A 19,105-nucleotide genomic window follows, 5' to 3' on the forward strand; every position below is an offset into this window, starting at 1 on the left:
TAATTCAATTGCATACTTTATGCGTTGCGCACTTAGGAGATAAAAAATATGCGTAAGCTTTTGGGGGCCGCAGTACTTTTGGCAGGATCATCCACCGCTGTATATGCACAAGAAGCGACAGTAAAAACCGTTCCGGATGCACCCCCGGTCCGAGGCAGTATTATCGCCAATCTGCTGCAGGACCACGATAATCCTTTTCTTCTTTATCCCTATGAAAGTAACTATCTGATTTACACTTATACCAGCGACATCAATAAAGAGGCCATCAAGAGCTACGACTGGTCCGATCATGCCCGCAAAGATGAACTTGATTTCCAACTGAGCCTGGCATTCCCCCTCTGGCGCGGTATCGCCGGCGACAACTCGTTATTGGCGGCGTCCTATACCCAGGGATCCTGGTGGCAGGCCTCCAATACCAAAGAGTCCTCACCGTTTCGCGAAACCAATTATGAACCGCAGCTGTTTCTCGGCTGGGCTACCGACTATGATTTCGCCGGCTGGACACTGCGGGATGTGGAAGTGGGCGTCAACCATCAGTCCAACGGCCGGTCGGATCCCACTTCACGCAGCTGGGACCGCGCCTATACCCGCCTCATGGCGCAAAACGGCAACTGGCAGGTGGAGCTGAAACCCTGGCTGCACTTCGGCAGCATGGATGATAATCCGGATATCTCCAAGTACATGGGTTATTATCGTCTGAAAATCGGCTACGCTTGGGGGCCCAGCGTGTTTTCGGTGGAGAGCCATTATAACTGGAACAGCGGTTACGGCAGCGGCCAGCTGGGTTGGAGCTATCCTCTTACCAAACACGTACGTTTCTACACCCAGCTTTTTAGTGGTTACGGCGAGTCGCTAATTGATTATAATCACCGCCAAACCCGAATCGGCGTGGGTTTCATGCTTAACGACATGATGTAAAATGTTGCGGTTTTAATGACGGGCGCGGGAAATGGCGCTGTTCTGCAGGGAATAAGTTGGGGATGATGTGTCGACGGCGTTGGTGATAGATCGGGAAGCGCTGGCTGAACAGGTGTTGCACGACACCTTCGGCTATCAGCAATTCAGGCCGGGTCAGCAAGCATTGATTAATGCCGTCATGGGCGGCAGGGATTGTCTGGCGGTTATGCCCACCGGCGGCGGCAAGTCCTTGTGCTACCAGATACCCGCCCTGGTGATGGAGGGGCTGACGCTGGTGGTCTCGCCGCTGATTTCCCTGATGAAGGATCAGGTGGATCAGCTGCTGGCCTACGGCGTGGCCGCCGCCTGCCTGAACTCCACCCAGACCCGCGAGCAGCAGCATGAAATCATGGCGGCATGCCGTGAAGGACGCATCAAACTGCTCTATATCGCCCCCGAGCGTCTGATGATGGACAACATGCTCGATCAACTGCTGCAATGGCAACCGGCCATGATTGCGGTGGATGAAGCCCATTGCATCTCCCAATGGGGCCATGATTTCCGTCCGGAGTACCGGGCGCTGGGGCAAATCAAGCGGCATTTCCCCGGTCTGCCGTTTATTGCCCTTACCGCCACCGCGGACGATACCACCCGGCAGGATATTGTCCGCTTGCTGGACTTGCAGGATCCGCTGATTCAAATCAGCAGTTTCGATCGCCCCAATATCCGCTATACCCTGGTGGAAAAATACAAACCTTTCGAACAGCTGTGGCATTTTGTGCAGGGGCAGCGCGGCAAATGCGGTATTATCTATTGCAATAGCCGATCGCGGGTGGAAGATATCAGCGCGCGCTTGCAAAGCAAGGGCATCAGCGCCGATGCCTATCATGCCGGCCTCAGTAACGATCGGCGCGGGCAGGTTCAGGAGGCCTTTCAGCGCGATGATCTACAGATCGTCGTGGCCACGGTGGCTTTCGGAATGGGCATCAACAAGCCCAATGTGCGCTTTGTGCTGCATTACGACATCCCGCGCAATATCGAATCCTATTATCAGGAAACCGGCCGCGCCGGCCGCGACGGCCTGCCGGCGGAAGCCATTTTATTTTACGATCCGGCGGATATGGCCTGGCTGCGCCGCTGCCTTGAGGAAAAACCTCCCGGCGAGCAGCAGGATATCGAGCGCCATAAGCTCAACGCCATGGGCGCCTTTGCCGAAGCGCAAACCTGTCGCCGGCTGGTGTTGCTGAATTATTTCGGCGAGGGCCGCCAGCAGCCCTGCGGCAACTGCGACATTTGCCTCGATCCGCCGAAGCGCTACGACGGGCTGGAAGAGGCCCGCAAGGCCCTCTCCTGCGTTTACCGGGTGGGGCAGCGTTTCGGCATGGGCTATATCGTCGAGGTGCTGCGCGGCGCCAATAGCCAGCGTATACGGGAATATGCCCATGACCAGTTGCCGGTATACGGCATCGGCCGCGATCGCACCAGCGAGCATTGGGTCAGCGTGCTGCGGCAGTTGATTCACCTGGGGTTGGTAAGCCAGAATATTACCCGGCATTCGGCGCTGCAGTTGACCGAATCGGCTCGTCCGGTGCTTCGGGGCGAAGTGCCTCTGATGCTGGCGGAGCCGCGGGTGGCGAACCTGAAATCCCGCAGCGCGCCGAAAACCTATGGCGGCAACTATGACCGGCAACTGTTCGCCAAGCTGCGTAAACTGCGCAAGTCCCTGGCGGACGAGGCCAACGTGCCGCCCTATGTGGTGTTCAACGATGCCACCCTGCTGGAAATGGCGGAACAATTGCCGGTCACCGCCAATGATTTATTAAGGGTGAACGGCGTCGGTCACCGTAAGCTCGATCGTTTCGGCATGCCTTTCCTGACGATCATCCGCGATCACCTGATTGACGACGACGCGTTGCCGGTGCGCTGATGCGCCGAGAATAGAATCAAGATACCCACACACCTGCAGCTTGAAGTATGACGGGTAGAGAGGAGAGTTAATAATGTTAATGCTGTTCGCCACCGTGGCCATGGTCCATCTGATTGCGCTGATGAGCCCGGGGCCGGATTTTTTCTTCATCTCCCAAACCGCGGTCAGCCGTTCCCGCCACGACGCCATGCTGGGCGTGCTGGGCATCAGCCTCGGCGTCGCCGTTTGGGCGGCGCTGGCGTTAATGGGCCTGCATCTGCTGCTGACGAAAATGCAGTGGCTGCATAGCATTATCACGGTGGGGGGCGGTATGTATCTTTGCTGGCTGGGCTGGCAATTGCTGCGTTCCGCCCGCCATCCCGGGACACAAGCCGCCGAGCCGCTGCCGCATCAGGGATATAGCTTTTTGCGCGGCCTGTTTACCAATCTGGCCAACCCCAAGGCGCTGATTTATTTCGGCAGCGTCTTCTCGCTGTTCGTCGGCGATAATGTCGCCGCCGGCGCGCGCTGGGGCCTGTTTTTCATGATCGTCGGCGAGACCCTGTTCTGGTTCACTCTGGTGGCGATAGTGTTCGCCCTGCCGGCCATGCGCCGCGGCTACCAGCGCCTGGCGCGCTGGATAGACGGCGTGGCGGGAGTATTTTTCGCCGGTTTTGGCATCAGCCTGATTATTTCGCGGTAGCCAGCAGCGCGCCCACCATGATAAACAGCGAGCCGAAAGTGCGGTTCAGCCGCCGCATTTGACGGGGTCCTTTCAGGGCATGGGCAATGCGGGTTGCCAGGCCGGCATAGCCAATCATGACAATAATATCCATCACCAGGGTGGTAACGCCAAGCACCAGGTATTGCGCCCCCTGGGGATGTTGCGGCAGGACAAATTGCGGGAACAGCGCCGCCAGGAAGACGATGCTTTTGGGATTGGTGAGGTTGACAAAAACACCGCGCCGGAACAATTGCCGGCGCGGCATTTTGCCTGGCGGAGCGGCAAGGGTAAAGGTGCCGGCGGCGCGCCATTGCTGGATGCCCAGCCAGCAAAGATAAGCCACCCCCAGCCATTTCAGGATTTCAAATGCCAGCAGGGAATGCGAGAACAGCGTTCCAAGCCCGATACCCACCAGCAGAATATGCGTGGCCAGGCCCACCTGCAGCCCGGCAATGGACGCCACGGCGCCCCGATAGCCATGGCTGATGCCGGTGCTCATGGTATTGATGGCGCCGGAACCGGGGGAAAGGCTGAGGAGGGTTGTGGTCAGGAGATAGGTAAGCCACCAGTCCCAGGTCATTAAATGCGCTCCCTATATAGGTATTTTAATATCACTGCAACCCGAATAGTTTAGGTTGTATTACAATGTAAGCTTTTCCCCTACTTTACAGCAATATTTTCCGGCGCGCCGGACCTTAATTCTTTTGCCCCGCGTCATGCCAGGAGTATCAAGGGTGGTTTCAGGACATAAACAGAGCTGGTTGACACGCGAAGAACAATTCGCTGCTTTTTACACCGGTCCGCTGTTGGATTTTTGGCGCCGGCGCGAGGAGGGCGAATTTATCGGCGCCCAGGGCATGCCGATTCGTTTTGTCCGTTTACGTTCTCCGCGCCATAATAAAGTAGTGGTTATCAGCACCGGCCGCATCGAAAGCTACGTTAAATATCCTGAAATCGCTTATGATTTGTACCATTGCGGTTATGATGTGATGATAATCGATCATCGTGGCCAGGGGCGATCCGGCCGCCTGCTGGCGGATACCCATCGCGGACATGTTCTGCAATTCAATGATTATATTGCGGATTTTACTCAATTCTGGCAATGTTACGTTGAGACCGGCGGTTACAGCCGCCGTTTCGCCCTGGCGCACTCCATGGGGGGCGCGATATTGGCTTTGTTCCTGGCCGCCTACCCTGAATCCTGCGATGCCGCGGTATTATGCGCCCCCATGTTCGGTATTCGTTTACCGATGCCGCACTGGCTGGCCTGGAAGATACTGGAATGGACCGAACGGCGGCCCGCCATGCGCGATTATTACGCAATCGGCACCGGCCAGTGGCGTCCGATGCCTTTTATGCTTAATTTGCTGACCCACAGCTGGCAACGCTACCGGCGCAGTTTACGGTTTTATGCCGACGATCCGGAATTACGGATTGGCGGCCCGACCTATCATTGGGTCAGGGAGGGAATTCTGGCGGGCAACGATATCCTGGCCAAGGCCGCCGCCATTACCACGCCGCTGCTGCTGCTCCAGGCCGGTGAAGAAAAGGTTGTGGATAACCGTAGCCAGAATGCTTTCTGCCGGGCCATGGCCGACGCCGGTCACCCATGTGAAGGAAATAAACCCGTCAGGATCGAAGGCGCCCGGCACGAGATACTGTTCGAGAAGGATCCCTTGCGCGCCGAGGCGCTGAACATCATCACCGCTTTTTTCGCGCGGCATCATTAATTTTATTCCGGCGGTCTTCACCGTCGCTAACGCCAGAGGTTTAACAAGAATCATGTTTCACGTTGTCGTATCTGATTTGGACGGTACCCTGCTTGCGCCGGACCACACCCTCAAGCCTTACACCAAAGAAACTTTGCAACTGCTCACCGCCCGGGATATTCATTTTGTGTTCGCCACCGGCCGGCACCACATTGATGTGTCTCAAATCCGCGATAATCTGGGCATCAGCGCCTATATGATCACGTCCAACGGCGCTCGCGTGCATAATCCCGACGGTGAACTGATTTTCGCCCACGATCTGGACAGCGATATTGCCGGCGAGCTGTTCAGCCTGGTTCATGACGATCCGAAAATACTCACCAACGTTTATCGCCGTGATGACTGGTATATGAACCGTGACCGCCTCGATCAGCAGGATTTTTTCCGGGAGTCAGATTTCAACTACCAGCTGTTCGAACCGGGCATGCTGCCCACTGATGGCATCTGCAAAGTGTATTACACCAGTGACGATCATGACCGGTTAACGGAGCTGGAAGCCGCACTCAATGCGCGCTGGGGCGATCGGGTCAATGTCAGCTTCTCGCTGCCGGTTTGTCTGGAAGTCATGGCCGGCGGGGTCTCCAAGGGCCATGCGCTGGATCAGGTGGCTAAAACCATCGGCTACTCTTTGGCGGACTGTATCTCCTTTGGCGACGGTATGAATGATAAAGAGATGCTGGCCATGGCCGGCAAAGGTTTTATCATGGGTAATTCCCATCAGCGCCTGAAGGAGCTGCTGCCCGAGCTGGAAGTGATTGGCACCAATGAAGAAGAAGCCGTGTCCCGTTTATTGCGAAAGATGTATCTGGGCTAAAAAAAGACTTTACAAGTGCGAATGATAATGATTATTATCTCCATGCGTTCCGGATTTCCTCTCTGATGAGAGGGAGCCGCGAAAGCACGACATTGCTCACATTGCTTCCAGTAATACTTGAGCCGGCTTGGGTGCCGGCTTTTTTTTTGCGCGCCGTAAGGCCAATGTCAAACCTCAGAATGATGCCCAGCTTTCCCCTTTGCCCGGTTGCCCCTCTTTGGCCGGCTGCGGGTCCTGGTCCGCGGAAGGTTTGTCCTCAATCGCCTCATGGTGCGAGAGGGCATCGGCCAGCGAGGCTGAAGTCAGTTTAAACGTACTGACTATTTGCGTCAGGGATGCCGCCTGGGCCTGAAGTGAAACTGCCGCCGAGGCCGCTTCTTCCACCAACGCCGCGTTTTGTTGCGTGGAACTGTCTATCTGTCCGACAGCGACATTGATTTGGTGAATGCCGTCGCTTTGTTCGTTACTGGCCTGGGAAATTTCCTTGATAATATCAGTGACATTGTTCACGTTGGCCACCATGTCCGCCATAGAAGTACCCGCTTCTTCAACAAGTTTCATACCGTCATGTATCTGATTGACGGATTCATCAATCAGGTTTTTGATCTCTTTGGCCGCGGTTGCGCTGCGTTGGGCTAAGGCCCTTACTTCACTGGCCACCACGGCAAAACCGCGACCGTTTTCGCCGGCGCGGGCGGCTTCGACCGCGGCATTCAGCGCCAGAATATTGGTCTGGAACGCAATGCTGTCGATAACGCCGATGATTTCCGACATAGACTCCGATGATTTGCGGATGCTGCGCATCTTGTCCGTGACATGCCCCATCAGTTCACCGTTGTGTTTCACTATGCCGGACGCCCGCGCCGACACATCCGTTGCCTCGGCGGTATTCGCCGCCGTGTTCTTGATAGTTGAAGTCAATTGCTCCAGTGAGGCCGCGGTTTCCTCGATGGAAGCAGCCTGTTCCTCGGTGCGTGATGAGAGATCCTGATTACCCGAGGCGATTTGAGCCGTGGCGGCGGCAATCGCCTCCGCGCCATCCCTGACACGCTGTACAATACGATGCAGGTTGATATTCATATCTTCCAACGCCCGCAGCAATAAGCCGGTCTCATCCTTGGCGGTGATGGTTGCCGAGCCGGTCAAGTCGCCTTCCGCCACCTTCCTGGCCACGTTTACCGCCCGCTGAAGCGGGTGGGTAATACTCAGCGTAATGCGCCAGGCAATGAGAATACCCATGGCAAGGCTACCGAGAATCAATATTATCAGCACCAAACGGATTAATTTAAAATCCTCTGAAACCCGGAACTGGGAATTGAGCATTTTACTATCTTGGAGGGCAATGAATTTTTTTATTCCCGAACGGTATTCGGCAATAAGGGGCAAAGATGTCTCCATAAACTCGCGGGTCGCCGTCGTTTTATCTCCGCTGAGCATAGCGGCCTCGAAACGTTTGTTGGACGCGATAAAATCCTGCCGTACGGTGATGAGGTCTTTCAAAATCTGCATGGAGGGCGGATCCGTCAGGGCGCTCGCCATTGAGTCGTATTCTTCTCCGATCTGTTTCCGAATATCTATTATATGATTGATTTGGTGGTTGACACCGGTGGTGTCGGCAGCCAGCAGAATATATTGCTGCGTTGCTATAATTTGATTGAATTCGTCGACGATATTATTTGCGCTGACAGTGACCGGGTAGTCCACTGAAACGATACGAATGATGTTTTTATTGAACTTAGCAAGATTAAAGATGGATATTACGCCGGATAGTAGAATTAAGATTAATAGCAACGTAAAACCTATCGTTAATCTGCGACCAATTTTTATATTCGCAAGCCTCATACTCACTCCTAGATAACTACAGCCATTTCATAACCCCTATCCCTGTGTGTCGTTTCAGATGGGGAATGCGCTTTCCTAACGTGGAAAATGAAGACGATGTTTCTGCACTCAGCTTACTTATCGGATAGGCGGAGCGCTTCTTTACGATTTTGATCGGTTTAATCTTTCTTAGAATATTTTATGATAGGCGGTGACTATCATGTTTTGTTTATTGATCGATTATAGTTATATGATTGTAAAGCGATGTTTATCTATCGGTACGTTATCTGAAAAAAAAGTGAATCTTACAGCGTCCTTATCTGCAGGCAAAACCTCTGAAGCTACCGGCTTGATACGTTCAAATTTTTTGATGTCTGCGGTGAGTTTTTTATCCTTTCATATTCTCAGCCCAGGGATAGACTGTAAAAAAACATTGAGGAGACTTGAACATGATTTATTTACGTGCTGCAAAAGATCGGGGTCATGCCAACCACGGCTGGCTGGATAGCTGGCATTCGTTTTCGTTTTCCGACTACTACGATGCCAATTTCATGGGGTTTTCCGCTCTAAGGGTCATTAACGAAGACCGTATCGCGGAAGGTAAAGGTTTTGGGACCCATCCGCATAAGGACATGGAAATCCTGACCTACGTACTGGAAGGGACGGTGGAACACCAGGACAGCATGGGCAATAAAGAACAAATCCATGCCGGTGAGTTCCAGATCATGAGCGCCGGTACCGGCATACGCCATTCTGAATACAATGGCCGTGACGACATTCCGCTGCACTTGTACCAGATTTGGATCCTGCCGCAAGAAGCCGGCCTTACGCCGCGCTACGAACAGCGCCGCTTTGACGCGCCGCAGGGACGGCAACTGGTGCTGTCGCCGGATGCGCGGGAAGGCTCGTTGAAGGTATTCCAGGATATGACCCTGACCCGCTGGGCTTTGGGAGCCGAGGCGCAGGACACGCTGGCGCTGGAACCCGGCCGCAGGGTTTGGATCCAGGTGGTGCGCGGCGACGTGGATATCAATGGGCAACAGGCGCATGCCGGCGACGGTTTGGCGATATGGGATGAAAGCGCCTTATCCCTGCGGGCCGCCCAGGACAGTGAAATACTGATATTTGATTTGCCGCCGGTATAAGGGGCGGATGTGTTTATAAGCGAGGATTCGCCGTCAATCGTTTTACCCGCGGTTGACGGCTTTTCGTTATAAGCATACTCGCCGCCGGTTTTTTTTGCTAAACTCCCCCCATTCCAAGCTGGACTCTTATAATACTACATGAAGAAAAAAAGACCGGGTCTTCAAGATGTTGCCGATAAAGTGGGCGTCACCAAAATGACGGTTAGCCGCTATCTGCGCAACCCGGCTTTGGTTTCCGAAGCGTTGCAATGTAAAATCGCCGGCGCGCTGGACGAACTGGGTTATATCCCCAACCGGGCGCCGGACATCCTGTCCAATGCCACCAGCCGGGCCATCGGCGTGCTGCTGCCCTCATTGACCAATCAGGTTTTCGCCGAGGTGCTGCGCGGCATTGAAGCCGTCACCGATGCCAACGGTTATCAAACCATGCTGGCCCACTACGGTTATCAGCCGGAAACGGAAGAGCTGCGGCTGACCTCGCTGTTGTCTTATAATATCGACGGCCTGATCCTGGCGGAGCGTTCCCATACGCCCCGTACCTTGAAAATGATTGAAGTGGCCGGTATCCCGGTGGTGGAAATCATGGACAGCGTCTCGCCTTGTCTGGATATCGCGGTGGGTTTCGATAATTTCGAAGCGGCGCGGCAGATGACCCTGCTGATGCTGGATCGCGGCCACCGCCATATTGTCTATTTCGGCGCCCGCCTGGATGAGCGCACCATTATCAAACAGCGGGGTTACGAACAGGCGATGCGCGAACGTGGCTTGCCTGTCCATAGCGTGATGATCGTCGAGTCATCTTCCTATTCCACCGGTGTGGATTTGTTGCGCCAGGCTCGGGAAGAGTATCCGGCCATTGACGGCATAATCTGCACCAATGACGACCTGGCCATCGGCGCGGTGTTTGAATGCCAGCGGCTCGGCCTGCGCATTCCTCAGGACATTGCGGTAGCGGGTTTCCACGGCCATGATATAGGCCAGGTCATGCAACCCAAGCTGGCCAGCGTACTCACACCTCGTGAAGAGATGGGCCGCCTGAGCGCGGAAAAATTGCTGGCCCGGTTACGGGGTGAGGTGGTCGATCCGGTAAAAGTGGATCTTGGCTTCACGTTACTGGCCGGCGAGAGTATCTGATTTACCAGTTTATTCACCTATTGCTTTTCTTCTTGTTCATATCAGCGTCATTTACCAGGGTCATATTTATGATCTACATCCCAAAACGCTAATTTAGTCTTCAGAGTGGATTCCTTATCTGCGGATGTTACCGGTATCATGATACCGGTAACATCACTAATACTACTATGCTCAAACGGTTGGTTGGGAAATCACTCCCACTTGCGCATCACTAACCCGAATGCATAACTACTCGAAGGCCGGGGAAATCAAACCCTTGCCGGGAAAAAAGCCGTTGAGGATTTTTTATGCCGCTCTTTATCGTTGCTATCGGTGTGGCATTACTGCTGCTCCTGATGATTCGTTTTAAACTGAATGGATTTATAGCCTTGATCGTGGTGGCGCTGTTGGTCGGCGTGCTTGAAGGAATGCCAGTGAGCAAGGTGCTTGATTCCATAAAAAATGGTGTCGGCGGGACATTAGGCAGCCTGGCGCTGATTATCGGCTTCGGCGCCATGTTGGGTAAGCTGTTGGCAGATTGCGGCGGCGCGCAGCGTATCGCCACCACCCTGATTGAAAAATTCGGTAAGCAAAACGTTCAATGGGCTGTGGTATTAACCGGCTTTACCGTCGGTTTCGCGCTGTTTTACGAAATCGGTTTCGTCTTGATGATCCCCCTGGTGTTCAGTATCGCCGCGACGGCGCGGATTCCGCTGCTGTACGTGGGGGTGCCCATGGCGGCCGCGCTGTCCGTCACCCATGGTTTCCTGCCGCCCCATCCCGGGCCGACGGCGATAGCCACCATATTTCATGCTGATATGGGCAAGACTCTGCTGTTTGGCGCGATTTTGGCCGTGCCCACCGTTATCCTTGCCGGCCCGGTTTACAGCCGCTTTCTCAAAGATATCGATAAACCGGTGCCGGAAGGACTGTATAACCCGAAAATCTTCACCGAAGCGGAAATGCCGAGCTTCGGCGTCAGCGTCTGGACCTCGCTGATACCGGTGGTGCTGATGGCCTTGCGCGCGGTGGCGGAAATGTCCCTGCCCGCCGGTCATCCGATTCGGACCTATGCCGATTTCCTTGGCGACCCGATTATGGCGACGCTGATTTCAGTGCTGATTGCCATCTTTACCTTTGGCATCAACCGCGGCCGTACAGTGGATCAGGTTATGGGAAGCATCAGCGACGCGGTAAAGATCATTGCCATGATCCTGTTGATTATCGGCGGTGGCGGCGCGTTTAAACAGGTGCTGGTGGACAGCGGCGTGGGTACCTATATCGCCCGGCTGATGACGGGCAGTGCGATTTCGCCTTTACTGCTGGCCTGGTCCATTGCCGCGATTTTGCGTATTGCCCTGGGATCCGCCACCGTGGCGGCCATCACCGCCGGCGGTATCGCCGCGCCGCTCATTGCGTCCACCGGCGCCAGCCCTGAGCTGATGGTGATAGCCGTGGGCTCCGGCAGCGTTATCTTCTCCCATGTGAACGATCCGGGATTCTGGCTGTTCAAAGAATATTTCAATCTGACCATCCTGGAAACCATCCGGTCCTGGTCGGTATTGGAAACCATCATTTCGGTCTGCGGCCTGGTAGGCTGCCTGCTGTTGAATATGGCGATCGCCTAACGGATGTCCCGGCCTTACGGCCGGGATATTTGTGCCGGTAATGTGACCGAACAGTTTACATGCCCACCTGCTTGTAGGAGATCCACGGTTTTTTACCGGCGATGGCCTTTAAGTTCTTTTCATATGTCATGCCCAAAGTCTCTGAAACACGTTCAGACTCCTGCCGTAACTCCGAGGCGTTATGATCTGTCAGCGTAATCGTTGCCTTCCGGCCGCCGTAGACTCTATTAAAATTTTTGAAGAAAAAATCCTTCAGACCCATGCCGGATATGCCATTATCATAATCAGCCATACCACCGCACAACAGGATGTCCTTTTGGGCATCATAGTAAAAATAAGACCCTCGCGATCGCCTGATTTCAAAATACATCCTATGGGATAGCTATTCCTGATATAAATTACTATTTCATCGGCATATGCACACAACAGATGCTCCTGCGCCCTTATTTTTGAGCTGATTTTTTACTTGTGCTGGGGTATTCCTCGACTTTAATATCATCCCTGTCACTCAGGAATACTTCATGCGATATAACGCTACAAAAAACATCCAATATCCATTGGATGGCCGGTTTTGCTCAGATGATCAAGTTCCGGCGAAGAAAATGTTTGGGGATCGCTTGATCCGCTTTTCAAATACTCCGCCATCAAAAACAAGGAGGTGTTATCCCAGGATTGGCATTGGTTAGGATATCAAATTCAAGATGTTTCCTTTCAGAGTAATGTTTCTTCACCACAGAGTAAATATCGGTCTCATAAAAAATCTGTTATATTTAAATATGAAACATTCAAGCATGTGGGGTATCGTTTCAAAATTAGCGTTTTCAACAATATCTTCTTGTCCTTCCATGCGTAGCACTATATCATTGCCAATGTTTTCGACATGTATAACCAAGTCATTGGACAAGGCGATCTCGAGTTTTTTCGTTGGTATACGACTCCAAGAAAAAACTATGTAAAATAAAAAATATTATCTTTATAAATTTTTTTCTTCAACGCTGAGGTTATAAAGGGCCATAGTAATTACATCGGTTTCAATAGGTTCGACAGTGCTATATTGCGAACAGCCGCTACTAATGCTTAATTTAAGCAGCTGAAGCGTCCTTTTATGAGTAAACCGTACCGGGCTGTATCCTCGCTACTGATCGGGTATGAAGGCATATGTGGGGTTTGAGTTATGGGGCTGGTAGCATATATTACCCTTTGCTAAATATGATATGATGAAGCGAAATAGAACATAAAACTGAGAAATATACTGACTGCCGTCATCGCCCTGGCGCTACGCTATCAGTTGAGAGACTTCCAACATCTCCTGTGCGCTATGGTCGGTCAGGATCAGCGTTTCTTTTCGATCGGCATTTGCGCTATTGAACTTGATGGCAATAAAATCCCGCAACGCCATGCCGGATATACCTTTCTCTTTGGCGGCGGTTCCGCCAGAAAACACGATATCTTTTGGACATCATAGTAACAATAATGCCCCACGCCGCCGCCGACTTTGAGAATGCAGCCCTGCGGATAGGCGTTTAAGATGAGGTCCTGAAGGTTATCCGCATTTTCGTTCAGCCGTTTCTCCGGCGCTCTGATAAACAGACTGGCTTTATCTATTGAGCTTTTGTACAAATTGGCTTCAATATTGCCGATGACTATCTTGTCTTCTTCGCCGGAAATAAGGCAGCCGAAATCAATCTGCAAGCTACGTTTAGCTATATACTCAAGCGAAGGCGGTAAAACAAAATGGTATGGGCCTGGGGCTTCACTGCGTAAATATTCCGAGATCGCATAGCAGGGTTGCTCTTTTGATTATAAGCATTGATTATTACGTCTAATTCATTATGTTTTCTTTCAGTATAGCTCTTCAATATGGTAGCGTAAGTATCGGTGCCCTTGAAAAACTCTCATTATAGAATATAAAACGTTCAATCATCATCGGTATCGCTTCGAACTTGATATAGTCAACAAAATGTATTTTGTTCCCGATGGTCAGCATCATACCGTCGCCATTGTTTTTGACACTGAAAACCAGATTATTGGATAAGGTGATTTCCGTGCTTTTTGAGCCTGTAGCCGGCTCTAAGTCCAATGATTGGTATATGTTTTCAGATCGTAAATATAATCTCTTTTTGATAGACGTTTAGAGTGTCAAGGGATTATCGGTTTCAAGGGCGTTACGTCGTGAATGTTCGCTAATAAGGCTTGTCTCAAGCAGCTGAAGCGTTCTTTTTCCGGCGAGCCGGAATAGGTGCTGTTCTCGTTGTTGATAATATACAAAGGCATATGGGGTTGCTGGTTTACGGATGCTGGGAGCATATCTTACCTCTTGCTGACTATGAAAATTTGGAGCGTAATAATGGATAATGGCGTCGAGCAGATAGGCTGACTGCTTTATCCTACAGGCAATATTCAAGAAAGGAAGGCGGAAAATATTAAAATAGATATTTTTCCAGAAAGTTAAGTTTTATTTAATCTTCGTTACATATTGGACTAAAAATTTTATCTAAAAATTATTTAATTCGTTATTAATATATGGTTGTTATTACACACTGTTTGTAAATTATCGCAGGCGTTTTCCATCAGCGGCAAAGCATTGCCATAACGGGACGCGTAATGATCCCGATAAATGAGCGTAGCCAATACACCTGCAACTTGAAGTATGACGGGTATATCGTGCCCGTGAAAATACAGTCCCTGCGTTCTCGCCTGCTTAAAGGGCCGATGGGGGCAAAGCCAGCGCCCTTAACTCAGCCGGCTCCAGAAAAAATCGGCGATTGCCCGCCAGATGCTTCACCATAAAATCAATAAAGGTCCTTACCCTCAGGGGCAATTCCGTCCGCTGGCCGTAATACATATAGATGCCTTCATGATCGGTGACATGCTGAACCAATAGCGGTATCAGCCTGCCGCTGCGGATAGGCTCGGCGGCGGTGAAGCTGCCCAACTGGCCGATGCCCAGCCCGTCGAGCACCGCCTGGGCCTCCCCTTCGATATCATTGGTGCAAAAACGGGGCGTTACGTCCTGATATACCAGTTCGTCGTTGACGCGAAACTCCCAGGGGGCGATTTTTCCGGTATTCGCCGTGCGGTAGCCGGTACAGGAATGCAGGGCAAGCTCTTCTATTGAGGCCGGCGCCCCGTGCCGTTCAATATAAGACGGCGCGGCGCAAACGATCATCTGAATCGGCAGCAGATGACGCGCAATGGCCCCCTCCGACGGCAGTGCGCCGCCCCGGAAACCCACGTCCGCCCGATCCCCCACCAGATCGGTGAAACGGTCTTCAAGCTGGACATCCAGCTGTACTTCCGGATAGGCATCACAAAAGGCCATGAAATAGGTATGAAACAACGATAGACCCAACGCTCTCGGGGCGCTGACCTTTAACGGTCCTTCAATGACCTCGGTGGAACGCCGCGCGGCGGCGTAGGCGCCGGTGACCAGTTCTATGCCGGGTTTCACGCTGTCCAGAAAACGTTGCCCTTCTTGCGTCAGGCTTAATTTGCGGGTGGTGCGATGGAACAAGCGGATACCAAGGCTATTTTCCAGTTGCATCACCGCCTGACTGGCCGCCTGGGGTGAAATCCCCTGGTCAATGGCGGCCTTGCGTAAATTACCCAGCGCCGCGGCCCGGATAAAAGTGGTTATCGCGCGAATTTCATTCATGGCTCATCCCGTGATTCGCAAGTAAATACGGATTATCAGTCTAGCAAATGTCATCTAGTTTATTACAAACCATTCTTTATACTTTCTTCACTTTCAAAATACAGGGGCAAAAATCATGAAAAGCTATTCTGCATTCAAACGCGTGTGGTTTATTACCGGCGCGGCGCGCGGGTTCGGCGCCCTGGTTGCCGAGGCCGCGCTGGCGGAAGGCGACGCGGTTATCGCCACAGCCCGGAATCCCGACGCCCTTGTCAAGCGTTTAGGCATCTCTCCCGGGCTATTGCCGCTGAAAATGGATGTGACCGATTCGGAACAAATCCATGCCGCGGTGAAAGCGGCGGTCGCCACCTTTGGGCGGATTGACGTGCTGGTGAATAACGCCGGATTCGGTCTGCTGGGGGCGGTTGAAGAATCGGCTCTGTCAGATGTGCGGCGGATGTATGACACCAATGTGTTCGGCCTGCTGAGCATGACCCAGGCGGTTTTGCCGCAGATGCGCCAGCAGCGCGCCGGGCATATTATCAATTTTTCTTCTATTGGCGGTTACCGTTCCGCCGCCGGTTTCGGCGTTTACTGCTCCACCAAATTCGCCGTCGAAGGATTATCCGAGGCGCTGCATGACGAACTCAAGCCTTTGGGCATTCATGTCACGGTGGTGGAACCGGGTTATTTCCGTACTGATTTTCTCGATGCTTCTTCTCTGAGCAAATCCGCCCATATCATCGACGATTATGACGAGACCGCAGGCGCGGTACGCCGGGTCGCCGCCACGCTGAATCATAAGCAGCCTGGCGATCCCGCCCGTCTGGCAGCCGCGATGATCCAACTGGTTAACGCCGAGATGCCGCCCCTGAGATTGCCCATGGGGACGGATACTCTCGCGGCGATAGCCAAGAAAAATGCCTTGGTTGAACAGGAGATGAACGCCTGGGCTGCGCTGTCAGCCTCGACGGACTTTCCTGAATAAACAACAGCGGAATGAATGCCGGTGCAATTACTTCTATTCCTCATTATGTAAGGAGAACTGTCATGTTGATTTTTAAACGCCGTCTCGGCAAAGTAAAAAACAGCTTCGTCGGTTTTTGTGTCGTTTTGGCTTGGGTGTTGCTGGTCCCGACGACATGGGCGGAAGAGAATGGCGTTGAAGCGCAAAACAAGGCGATGGTCGTCGCCGGGTTCGACGCCTGGAAAAACGGTACCGGCAGTCCTTATGAGCAACTTGCCGATAATGCGACCTGGACTATCGAAGGCCATTCGCTGGCTTCCCGGACCTATAATGGCCGCGAGGATTTTATGGCAAACGTCATTCGCCCCTTCAATGCCCGGATGTCGGGACGCCTGATTCCGACTATCCGCAATATTTATACCGACGGCGACACGGTGATCGTGCATTTTGATGCCGCCGGCATGGCAAAGGACAATAAACCCTATCGTAATACGTATGCCTGGTTCTTAACCTATAAGGGCAACAAAATTGTTAACGCCACCGCCTTTTACGACAGCATCGCGTTTAATGATTTTTGGCAGCGCGTACAGCCCGCATCCTAAGGGATGCAAACCATCCGTTCCCGCTGGCGGGGACAGGATGTGAGGTCGATATTTAACCTGCAAGATTTGGAGAAGAAAATGCAATCACAACAAAAAGCGGTTTGGTTTATTACCGGCTGTTCCACCGGCTTTGGCCGTGAGCTGGCCGAGCTGACCCTGTCGCTGGGCTATCCCACCGTGGTGACGGCGCGTAATCCCGATCAGGTACAGGATTTAATCGCCGGCCATGAAGGCCATGCCCTGGTGCTGAAGCTGGACGTGACGCAGCAGGATCAGATTGACGAAGCCGTCAGCGCCGCGCTGAAGCATTTTGGCCGGATCGACGTTTTGGTGAATAACGCCGGTATCGGTTATTTCGGTTCATTTGAAGAGAGCCGGATGGAGGATGTGCACCGGATGTTCGATATCAATGTCTGGGGCCTGACCGCCATGAGCCGGGCGGTATTGCCGACGTTGCGCAAGCAGCGGAGCGGTACGATAGTGAATATCTCTTCTATCGGCGGCATTACCACCTTCCCGGCGCTGAGTTTTTACCATGCCACCAAATTTGCGGTGGAAGCGCTTTCCGAGTCGCTGTCGCAGGAAGTGGCGCCGTTGGGTATCAACATTTTACTTGTCGAGCCCGGGCCTTTCCGGACCGATTGGGCCGGCCGGTCGGCCGCCGAAGCGCCGCAATCCATTGCCGATTATGCCGAGACCGCCCATAAGCGGACGCAGGTCAGCCGGGGCTATAGCGGAAAACAGATGGGGGACCCGGTGCGCGCCGTGAAAGCCATCGTCAAGGCGGTGGAGGCGGATAACCCGCCGCTGCGATTGCTGTTGGGTAATGCCGCTTTGGAGAATGCCTATAAAAAGATCCAGCTGCTGCAGCGGGATTTTGACGGTTGGGCCGAGATGACTAAAGGGGCGGATTTCCCGGCAGGGGAATAAGTTTGGGCTGGGCGCTCTTCAACAGGTTCGTTGCACGATCGGTGGTAGCGGGCCTACCGTGGCATGGGGCGCTCCGCGGCCGACAATGGCCGCTTCGACCCCATCGCCGCGGTCTCCCTTCAACAGGCTCGTTGCACGATCGGTGGTAGCGAGCCTACCGTGGCATGGGGCGCTCCGCGGCCGACAATGGCCGCTTCGACCCCATCGCCGCGGTCTCCCTTCAACAGGTTCGTTGCACGATCGGTGGTAGCGGGCCTACCGTGGCATGGGGCGCTCCGCGGCCGACAATGGCCGCTTCGACCCCATCGCCGCGGTCTCCCTTCAACAGGCTCGTTGCACGATCGGTGGTAGCGGGCCTACCGTGGCATGGGGCGCTCCGCGGCCGACAATGGCCGCTTCGACCCCATCGCCGCGGTCTCCCTTCAACAGGTTCGTTGCACGATCGGTGGTAGCGGGCCTACCGTGGCATGGGGCGCTCCGCGGCCGACAATGGCCGCTTCGACCCCATCGCCGCGGTCTCCCTTTTACACGCTTGGCTCATGCCGCGGTGATAGCCTGCTTCAACTGCGCAAATAGGCCCGGGCGCCGTCCAGGAACATTTGGGTGGAGAGCATTACCAGCAGCAGGCCCATCAGCCTTTCCAGCGCATTGACGCCTTTATCCCCCAGCAACCGCAAAAACAGCGTGGATTGCATCAATATAATGACCGACAGGCCCCAGGCAATGAGCAACGCCACCACCAAGTGCGGGATCCGCTGCGGATACTGGTGGGACAACAGCATCAGGGTCGCCAGTATGGACGGGCCGGCCACCAGCGGGATGGCCAGCGGCACCAGAAAGGGCTCTTCCCCGGCCGGCAACCCGCTGCCGCCGCTTTCCGGCGTGGGAAAAATCATTTTCAGCGCGATCAGGAACATGATTATGCCGCCGGAAATCGATACGGTTTCCGTTCGCAGATTGAGAAATGACAAAATACTCTCGCCGGCGAACAAAAACAGCAGCATAAGCAGCAGCGCAATCAGCATTTCACGAATGACAATTATCCGCCGCCTTTTCGGTTCCAGATGTTTTAATACCGACATGAAAATCGGCAGGTTTCCTAAGGGGTCCATGATCAAAAACAGCAAAACGGTAGCCGAAATCATTTCAGTCATT

17 protein-coding genes are annotated in these 19,105 nt (G+C 53.4%); 11 read left to right on the forward strand and 6 right to left on the reverse strand.

All coding sequences use genetic code 11. From position 1 onward, the window contains the following. Positions 1 to 48 precede the first annotated feature (48 nt). From pldA to rhtC, 3 genes are all read left to right on the forward strand, one after another. Positions 49 to 918, forward strand: coding sequence for a phospholipase A (pldA, locus tag GTU79_RS01745; RefSeq protein WP_203524336.1), 870 nt, complete (start codon positions 49 to 51; stop codon positions 916 to 918). A 67-nt stretch (positions 919 to 985) separates the two neighbouring features. Beyond that, positions 986 to 2,824 (forward strand): ATP-dependent DNA helicase RecQ, encoded by a 1,839-nt coding sequence (gene recQ / locus GTU79_RS01750; RefSeq protein WP_132923796.1) that lies wholly within the window; start codon positions 986 to 988, stop codon positions 2,822 to 2,824. Positions 2,825 to 2,897: 73 nt separating this feature from the next. After that, the gene (gene rhtC / locus GTU79_RS01755; protein WP_203524335.1) at positions 2,898 to 3,506 is read left to right on the forward strand and encodes a threonine export protein RhtC; all 609 of its coding nucleotides are present in this window, start codon (positions 2,898 to 2,900) and stop codon (positions 3,504 to 3,506) included. Here rhtC and rhtB read toward each other — a convergent pair. Beyond that, positions 3,493 to 4,107, reverse strand: coding sequence for a homoserine/homoserine lactone efflux protein (rhtB, locus tag GTU79_RS01760; protein ID WP_203524334.1), 615 nt, complete (start codon positions 4,105 to 4,107; stop codon positions 3,493 to 3,495). The genes rhtC and rhtB overlap by 14 nt on opposite strands. A 136-nt stretch (positions 4,108 to 4,243) precedes the next feature. Between rhtB and pldB the strand changes: the two genes are divergently transcribed. Continuing rightward, the gene (pldB, locus tag GTU79_RS01765; protein WP_132923793.1) at positions 4,244 to 5,257 is read left to right on the forward strand and encodes a lysophospholipase L2; all 1,014 of its coding nucleotides are present in this window, start codon (positions 4,244 to 4,246) and stop codon (positions 5,255 to 5,257) included. A gap of 52 nt (positions 5,258 to 5,309) precedes the next feature. Beyond that, positions 5,310 to 6,110 carry a sugar/pyridoxal phosphate phosphatase YigL gene (yigL, locus tag GTU79_RS01770; protein WP_132923792.1) on the forward strand — a complete coding sequence of 267 codons (801 nt, stop codon included), beginning with the start codon at positions 5,310 to 5,312 and terminating at the stop codon, positions 6,108 to 6,110. Positions 6,111 to 6,284: 174 nt separating this feature from the next. Here the strand turns inward: yigL and GTU79_RS01775 are convergent, their stop codons facing one another. Continuing rightward, on the reverse strand, positions 6,285 to 7,952 hold the full coding sequence (locus GTU79_RS01775; protein ID WP_203524333.1) for a methyl-accepting chemotaxis protein: 1,668 nt from the start codon (positions 7,950 to 7,952) through the stop codon (positions 6,285 to 6,287). 428 nt (positions 7,953 to 8,380) lie between these two features. Here GTU79_RS01775 and GTU79_RS01780 point away from each other — a divergent pair, with 428 nt between their 5' ends. From GTU79_RS01780 to gntT, 3 genes are all read left to right on the forward strand, one after another. Then, on the forward strand, positions 8,381 to 9,076 hold the full coding sequence (locus GTU79_RS01780) for a pirin family protein (RefSeq protein ID WP_203524332.1): 696 nt from the start codon (positions 8,381 to 8,383) through the stop codon (positions 9,074 to 9,076). Positions 9,077 to 9,214: 138 nt separating this feature from the next. Continuing rightward, positions 9,215 to 10,210 (forward strand): gluconate operon transcriptional repressor GntR, encoded by a 996-nt coding sequence (gene gntR, locus GTU79_RS01785; RefSeq protein WP_203524331.1) that lies wholly within the window; start codon positions 9,215 to 9,217, stop codon positions 10,208 to 10,210. A 287-nt stretch (positions 10,211 to 10,497) separates the two neighbouring features. Further along, positions 10,498 to 11,817 carry a gluconate transporter gene (gene gntT, locus GTU79_RS01790; RefSeq protein WP_203524330.1) on the forward strand — a complete coding sequence of 440 codons (1,320 nt, stop codon included), beginning with the start codon at positions 10,498 to 10,500 and terminating at the stop codon, positions 11,815 to 11,817. Between the two features lie 55 nt (positions 11,818 to 11,872). Here the strand turns inward: gntT and GTU79_RS01795 are convergent, their stop codons facing one another. The 3 genes from GTU79_RS01795 to GTU79_RS01805 form a co-directional block, all read right to left on the reverse strand. Beyond that, a complete protein-coding gene (locus GTU79_RS01795; RefSeq protein WP_214513655.1) occupies positions 11,873 to 12,109 on the reverse strand; it encodes a hypothetical protein in 237 nt (78 codons plus the stop codon). 1,040 nt (positions 12,110 to 13,149) lie between these two features. Next, complete coding sequence (locus GTU79_RS01800; RefSeq protein ID WP_214513656.1) at positions 13,150 to 13,509, reverse strand: hypothetical protein; 360 nt, start codon at positions 13,507 to 13,509, stop codon at positions 13,150 to 13,152. A 1,009-nt stretch (positions 13,510 to 14,518) separates the two neighbouring features. Next, complete coding sequence (locus GTU79_RS01805) at positions 14,519 to 15,472, reverse strand: LysR family transcriptional regulator (RefSeq protein WP_203524327.1); 954 nt, start codon at positions 15,470 to 15,472, stop codon at positions 14,519 to 14,521. Between the two features lie 115 nt (positions 15,473 to 15,587). On the opposite strand from GTU79_RS01805, the gene GTU79_RS01810 reads away from it, so the two are divergent. The 3 genes from GTU79_RS01810 (at position 15,588) to GTU79_RS01820 (ending at position 17,950) form a co-directional block, all read left to right on the forward strand. Beyond that, complete coding sequence (locus tag GTU79_RS01810) at positions 15,588 to 16,439, forward strand: oxidoreductase (RefSeq protein WP_203524326.1); 852 nt, start codon at positions 15,588 to 15,590, stop codon at positions 16,437 to 16,439. Between the two features lie 62 nt (positions 16,440 to 16,501). Continuing rightward, positions 16,502 to 17,020, forward strand: coding sequence for a nuclear transport factor 2 family protein (locus GTU79_RS01815; RefSeq protein ID WP_203524325.1), 519 nt, complete (start codon positions 16,502 to 16,504; stop codon positions 17,018 to 17,020). Positions 17,021 to 17,098: 78 nt separating this feature from the next. After that, on the forward strand, positions 17,099 to 17,950 hold the full coding sequence (locus tag GTU79_RS01820) for an oxidoreductase (RefSeq protein ID WP_203524324.1): 852 nt from the start codon (positions 17,099 to 17,101) through the stop codon (positions 17,948 to 17,950). Between the two features lie 560 nt (positions 17,951 to 18,510). Here GTU79_RS01820 and GTU79_RS01825 read toward each other — a convergent pair. After that, a complete protein-coding gene (locus tag GTU79_RS01825) occupies positions 18,511 to 19,104 on the reverse strand; it encodes a YhgN family NAAT transporter (protein WP_132923780.1) in 594 nt (197 codons plus the stop codon). Between the last annotated feature and the right edge of the window lies 1 nt (position 19,105).

Source organism: Sodalis ligni, assembly GCF_016865525.2.
Lineage (GTDB): Bacteria > Pseudomonadota > Gammaproteobacteria > Enterobacterales > Enterobacteriaceae > Acerihabitans > Acerihabitans ligni.

Coding starts and splice junctions, on each gene's coding strand:
- pldA (WP_203524336.1), top strand. CDS start 49: ATGCGTAAGCTTTTGGGGGCCGCAGTACTTTTGGCAGGATCATCCACC.
- rhtC (WP_203524335.1), top strand. CDS start 2,898: ATGTTAATGCTGTTCGCCACCGTGGCCATGGTCCATCTGATTGCGCTG.
- rhtB (WP_203524334.1), bottom strand. CDS start 4,107: ATGACCTGGGACTGGTGGCTTACCTATCTCCTGACCACAACCCTCCTC.
- pldB (WP_132923793.1), top strand. CDS start 4,244: ATGCCAGGAGTATCAAGGGTGGTTTCAGGACATAAACAGAGCTGGTTG.
- yigL (WP_132923792.1), top strand. CDS start 5,310: ATGTTTCACGTTGTCGTATCTGATTTGGACGGTACCCTGCTTGCGCCG.
- GTU79_RS01775 (WP_203524333.1), bottom strand. CDS start 7,952: ATGAGGCTTGCGAATATAAAAATTGGTCGCAGATTAACGATAGGTTTT.
- GTU79_RS01780 (WP_203524332.1), top strand. CDS start 8,381: ATGATTTATTTACGTGCTGCAAAAGATCGGGGTCATGCCAACCACGGC.
- gntR (WP_203524331.1), top strand. CDS start 9,215: ATGAAGAAAAAAAGACCGGGTCTTCAAGATGTTGCCGATAAAGTGGGC.
- gntT (WP_203524330.1), top strand. CDS start 10,498: ATGCCGCTCTTTATCGTTGCTATCGGTGTGGCATTACTGCTGCTCCTG.
- GTU79_RS01795 (WP_214513655.1), bottom strand. CDS start 12,109: ATGGCTGATTATGATAATGGCATATCCGGCATGGGTCTGAAGGATTTT.
- GTU79_RS01805 (WP_203524327.1), bottom strand. CDS start 15,472: ATGAATGAAATTCGCGCGATAACCACTTTTATCCGGGCCGCGGCGCTG.
- GTU79_RS01810 (WP_203524326.1), top strand. CDS start 15,588: ATGAAAAGCTATTCTGCATTCAAACGCGTGTGGTTTATTACCGGCGCG.
- GTU79_RS01815 (WP_203524325.1), top strand. CDS start 16,502: ATGTTGATTTTTAAACGCCGTCTCGGCAAAGTAAAAAACAGCTTCGTC.
- GTU79_RS01820 (WP_203524324.1), top strand. CDS start 17,099: ATGCAATCACAACAAAAAGCGGTTTGGTTTATTACCGGCTGTTCCACC.
- GTU79_RS01825 (WP_132923780.1), bottom strand. CDS start 19,104: ATGACTGAAATGATTTCGGCTACCGTTTTGCTGTTTTTGATCATGGAC.